Annotated in this window: 8 protein-coding genes; 4 read left to right on the top strand and 4 right to left on the bottom strand. The window is 37.0% G+C overall.

The genetic code is table 11. The features are described 5' to 3' along the window. Positions 1-146: BrnT family toxin (locus tag AC0QT4_RS08590; protein ID WP_473201263.1), on the top strand; the 146-nt coding region annotated here is incomplete at its 5' end. Then, entirely contained in the window at positions 124-429 is a 306-nt protein-coding gene (locus AC0QT4_RS08585; protein ID WP_473201262.1) for a BrnA antitoxin family protein, read from the top strand. The genes AC0QT4_RS08590 and AC0QT4_RS08585, both read left to right, overlap by 23 nt. A gap of 47 nt (positions 430-476) precedes the next feature. On the opposite strand, the gene AC0QT4_RS08580 is transcribed toward AC0QT4_RS08585, so the two are convergent. The 4 genes from AC0QT4_RS08580 to AC0QT4_RS08565 all read right to left on the bottom strand — a co-directional run bounded on the left by AC0QT4_RS08580 (position 477) and on the right by AC0QT4_RS08565 (position 2,938). After that, on the bottom strand, positions 477-755 hold the full coding sequence (locus AC0QT4_RS08580) for a hypothetical protein (protein WP_473201261.1): 279 nt from the start codon (positions 753-755) through the stop codon (positions 477-479). After that, positions 752-1,474, bottom strand: coding sequence for a phage antirepressor KilAC domain-containing protein (locus AC0QT4_RS08575; protein ID WP_473201260.1), 723 nt, complete (start codon positions 1,472-1,474; stop codon positions 752-754). Before AC0QT4_RS08575 ends, AC0QT4_RS08580 begins: the two co-directional genes overlap by 4 nt. Before the next feature lie 558 nt (positions 1,475-2,032). Continuing rightward, complete coding sequence (locus AC0QT4_RS08570; protein WP_473201259.1) at positions 2,033-2,614, bottom strand: hypothetical protein; 582 nt, start codon at positions 2,612-2,614, stop codon at positions 2,033-2,035. A 3-nt stretch (positions 2,615-2,617) separates the two neighbouring features. Then, positions 2,618-2,938, bottom strand: a complete 321-nt coding sequence (locus AC0QT4_RS08565; protein WP_473201258.1) for a hypothetical protein — start codon at positions 2,936-2,938, stop codon at positions 2,618-2,620. 349 nt (positions 2,939-3,287) lie between these two features. Between AC0QT4_RS08565 and AC0QT4_RS08560 the strand changes: the two genes are divergently transcribed. Continuing rightward, a complete protein-coding gene (locus AC0QT4_RS08560; protein WP_241438030.1) occupies positions 3,288-3,470 on the top strand; it encodes a type II toxin-antitoxin system HicA family toxin in 183 nt (60 codons plus the stop codon). Positions 3,471-3,490: 20 nt separating this feature from the next. Next, complete coding sequence (locus AC0QT4_RS08555; protein ID WP_473201257.1) at positions 3,491-3,913, top strand: type II toxin-antitoxin system HicB family antitoxin; 423 nt, start codon at positions 3,491-3,493, stop codon at positions 3,911-3,913. Positions 3,914-3,921 lie beyond the last annotated feature (8 nt).

Genomic DNA, 3,921 nt, shown 5'->3' with positions numbered 1-3,921 from the left:
TCATGAAAGCTATTGGACATTTTGCTGATGGTACGACAGTTATTGTTTTTGCAAAGCTTGGCAATGAAGCGATATCCATTATTAGTTTCCGCCAAGCGAATAAGAAAGAAAGAGAGGTTTTCAATGACTATCAAAAAAACCTTTGAAACAAAGTGTGATTATACAAAAGAAGATTGGGAATCCGTGGACTCTCCACCACTAACAGATGAAGAACTTGCACGCTTAAAGCCAGCTAAAGATGTTTTACCTTCCTCCTTCTTTAAGTATGTAACAGAAGAGCGCCGTAAACGTGGACGACCACCAGTTGAGTCTCCTAAACAAGCGGTTACTCTCCGCCTTGATCCAAATGTTATTGCCTCTTTTAAAAAACAAGGAAAAGATTGGCGCACACGTATGGGTGAAGTCTTAAAAAAAGCAAGCGGTTGCTAAATCAGACTACCTCCCCATTTTTGAGAACGGGAAGGGATATGTTTTACTTAAGCAACCTTTTTAATGGGGTTTTCCCAATTCGGCTGGTAAGCTTTTAAAAAAGGATCTATAGCTGCGGGAAACTCTGAAGCTCCAAAGTCTGTAAGAACTGCTAAAATCTTTGTAATATTTGGTACGTCATCTTTAAGTTTTAAAATCAAAGCTTTTTCTACTATACCCATGACTTCAACCAGTGCGCTACAGTCTTTATCTTTAATGTCTTCACAATTGACAAACTGAAACAACGCCATCCACAAATCGCATAAAAAATCAACACTGGTATTCATTGCACGCCTCCATGGATTTGTTCTCTCAAGCAAGCTAATCCTCTAGATGTGATTTTTGTTGAAGGGAGCACCTTTTCTGTACCATCGGGTCTTTGAATAGTAATAGCAGGGCAATCCATCAAACCTTTCTTGATCTTATCCTGATAGGGTAACAAAGGAGCACCTGGAGCTCTTCGATAGACCCAATCATGTTTACGCAAATAATCGGTTAGATCCTTAGGTCGTACTTCTAACATCTTTGCAGATTCAATCAAACCAAACAAACCATTGCTTCGTTTTAATCCTTCAAGCGCTTTTGCCTTAGGTTCTAACTCCGCAATCACATGATCTTTCTGCTCGATTTGACTTTGTAAGTGATTCAAGAAACCAATCATTGCTTGAGGACTTGAGTAATCAATCTGAGATGTTGCTATCTGTGCTTCCAGTGTCTGCCAACGGTCTATAATCTTTGCTCGTAACGCTGTACTGTAACCTGAGACAAGAATTAAACATTCACGCTTGGGGAGATGGTAGCAAGGACGGTTTTCACCTTTTGCATCAACATAAGTACCACTAAAATCAACCGGCTCAAATTTGAGCTCGTTAAATATCTGCTTAATATCCCTCATCACATTCTTATGCTTTTTACCACATAACTCAGCAATCTCATGACTAGACATAGTCCGAACTACTGCACTACTATTAGCAATGCCTCCCATAGTTTTTATAAAAGTATTCATGATAACTCCTACATGTAATTAGACGTTTTTGATTGACACTCTAAAGGAGTGCCGGGCGCTCAAAAACACGGCATGTAGTCCGTCGCTATGTCTTCCCCAGAAGAGTATTGTATAACATAGCCACACCCGACAAGGTCATTATATGCGTGTAACATATAATGAGTCAAAGCTTTTAATACACGGAAAAACGATTGTTTCGGCAATCTATCCGCTACATGTCTAAGGTGTTTTTGAGGCACCTGATTCGAAAATACATGTTACAGAAATAATGTCAAGAATAAAAATAATTTTTTGTCTTTAAATAATCATATATTGTACAGTGCACATATTGAAATCGTTATTTATCAATGGGTTATGTGTACAATGTACAGTCAATTTAAAAAATTCTAACGCTAGCGATAGTTCGCGCTGTCCTGCCCCGCAACACTCCCAACCCGCTGGGAAGTACCTTTTGCATTGATTTTATTGTATTTTTTATGGAAAAAGCCAAAGTGAAAGTGATAATTTGCTTTAAAATTACAATTGAAGTGAGTAGTGTATCTACATAGCTTAAGAACATTATTTCTTTTTCTTGTTAGCAGCATATTCTTGGCGTTCAAGTTGTCTCTGTATATTTTTGATTAATCTCTCATTGGCATATTGTGCAATAGTACTTGCAATTTCTGGCTTGGACATTACTCCAGCAATTGATGGTCCCATTTGTTTTGCAATAGGGAAGTGATCACCATCGGCTCTTTGAAAAACATTGTTGCCCATTTTTAATTCAACACGCTTTGGAAATTTTCCTCCTCGAATAAAAGCATGGGGTAAGATTTTTTGCTTGCCAAACATTGTATAAGCCACACCGTGTTTTGTTTCTCTTGCTTTAAAAAATTTAAGAGGTATCGGTGTTCCAGAGCCAATGATATCTGTCTCGAGAAGTTGTGCTGTAGCCTTTCCCTTAATATAAATACCTCGCTTGATACGCTTTGATTTGGCTGATGTAAGCTCAGAGATTTTCTTTTCAGCAAAGCGTTCCACTTGTTTTGCTGCGGTATTTACAGCATTACGCAAAGCCCAATTAAGGCGTGGTGCTTGAAGATTTGTAAAGGTATCCTTTACTTGCTGAAGATACCATTTTTGGCGGATAATTAATTTCAACTTCTAAGCCTTTTTGGGATTAGATGTTGCTGGCTTAGAAACTTTAGGTATTTTTGCCTGTATGGGTGTGGTTTCCTCTACCACTTCTTCAGTTGATGTTTGTCCATTTTCTTTGTCTTCTTTCTCAACCTTTTTACTTGTCTTATCAGGGTTTGCGTTTGTTTTGTTTTCAACAAAAGGTTTTGCAGCATTGGCACGCTTGAGACGAGCATAGAGTTGATTAGAAACCTCAACGAAAGGAATATTTTGTGTAGAAGGTTCAAAACGAACGGTGCTTTTATTGTCGCCAACGACACAGATTGGTTTAGTGATGACAGCTTTCATTATTGCTCCTTTTGAGGAATGATTTAATGACATCATGCGTCAAATATTGATGTTTACACTGTGAAAGATGGATTAGCCAGAATTACCAAGAAAACCAGACTCTTTAGCCCTGTTTCAGGTCCATATTTTACTAAATTTTTGGGGAACATTTTTGAATTTTAGACACAATACGACTAGTGCCGTATTGTCATTAAATACGATTTTTTACACGATGTCAACAGAAAAAATCATCATCTAGTATTTTTTTTATTTTTTAATCAAAATCTGGTGTTTTTAGAAAGCGTTATTTATTTTCCTTCAATGCAACATTTGTGTTGTATTAAAACATTTTAGATGTTATATTATTATAATGAACAGTCAAGAATTGAAAAGATATCTTACAAAGCATGGTTGTAGTTTTACTGCAGGGAAGGGTGGGCATTTGCTTGTAAAGCGCGGTTCTAAAAAGTCTGTTTTACCTATGCATGGTACGCGTAAAGAATTAGGAACAGGATTAGTTCAGAAGATTCTTAAAGATCTTGGTCTGAAATAAGCTTGAATATGGAGGTGCAAATGAAATATACAATCAAATTTATCAAAGATGACAATGATACTCTTCTTGTCATCTCTAAAGATTTTCAAGAATTTATTACTTACGGTAACGACGAAAAAGAAGCTTTAGAACAGGCTAAAAATGCTCTTTTAACAGTTATTATGGGGCGTTTCCAAGATCGCGAAGTTGTTCCTTTGGGAGCGCATGATGCTATCTATCCTTTTGTTGAAGTCTCTTCATTAGTGACTTTAAAAATTGCAATACATAACGCTATGATTGAAAAAAACTTACGCAAAGCTGATCTTGTACGTCTTTTAGAACTTCACCCAATACAAATTGATCGATTGTTGGATTTAAATCACGCAACAAAGTTAGACGCTTTAGAATCCACTCTCCTTACTCTTGGAAAAGAAGTTACCATTCATGTTCAAGATGCTGCTTGACAACTACC

It is taken from the genome of Bartonella sp. EBT8 (assembly GCF_055796165.1).
The sequence above is the reverse complement of the archived record's forward strand: the minus strand, read 5'-3'. Positions and strand labels throughout refer to the sequence as shown.

Excerpts from the sequence above, each read along its gene's own strand:
- AC0QT4_RS08585 (WP_473201262.1), top strand. The coding sequence starts at position 124 with ATGACTATCAAAAAAACCTTTGAAACAAAGTGTGATTATACAAAAGAA.
- AC0QT4_RS08580 (WP_473201261.1), bottom strand. The coding sequence starts at position 755 with ATGAATACCAGTGTTGATTTTTTATGCGATTTGTGGATGGCGTTGTTT.
- AC0QT4_RS08575 (WP_473201260.1), bottom strand. The coding sequence starts at position 1,474 with ATGAATACTTTTATAAAAACTATGGGAGGCATTGCTAATAGTAGTGCA.
- AC0QT4_RS08565 (WP_473201258.1), bottom strand. The coding sequence starts at position 2,938 with ATGAAAGCTGTCATCACTAAACCAATCTGTGTCGTTGGCGACAATAAA.
- AC0QT4_RS08560 (WP_241438030.1), top strand. The coding sequence starts at position 3,288 with ATGAACAGTCAAGAATTGAAAAGATATCTTACAAAGCATGGTTGTAGT.
- AC0QT4_RS08555 (WP_473201257.1), top strand. The coding sequence starts at position 3,491 with ATGAAATATACAATCAAATTTATCAAAGATGACAATGATACTCTTCTT.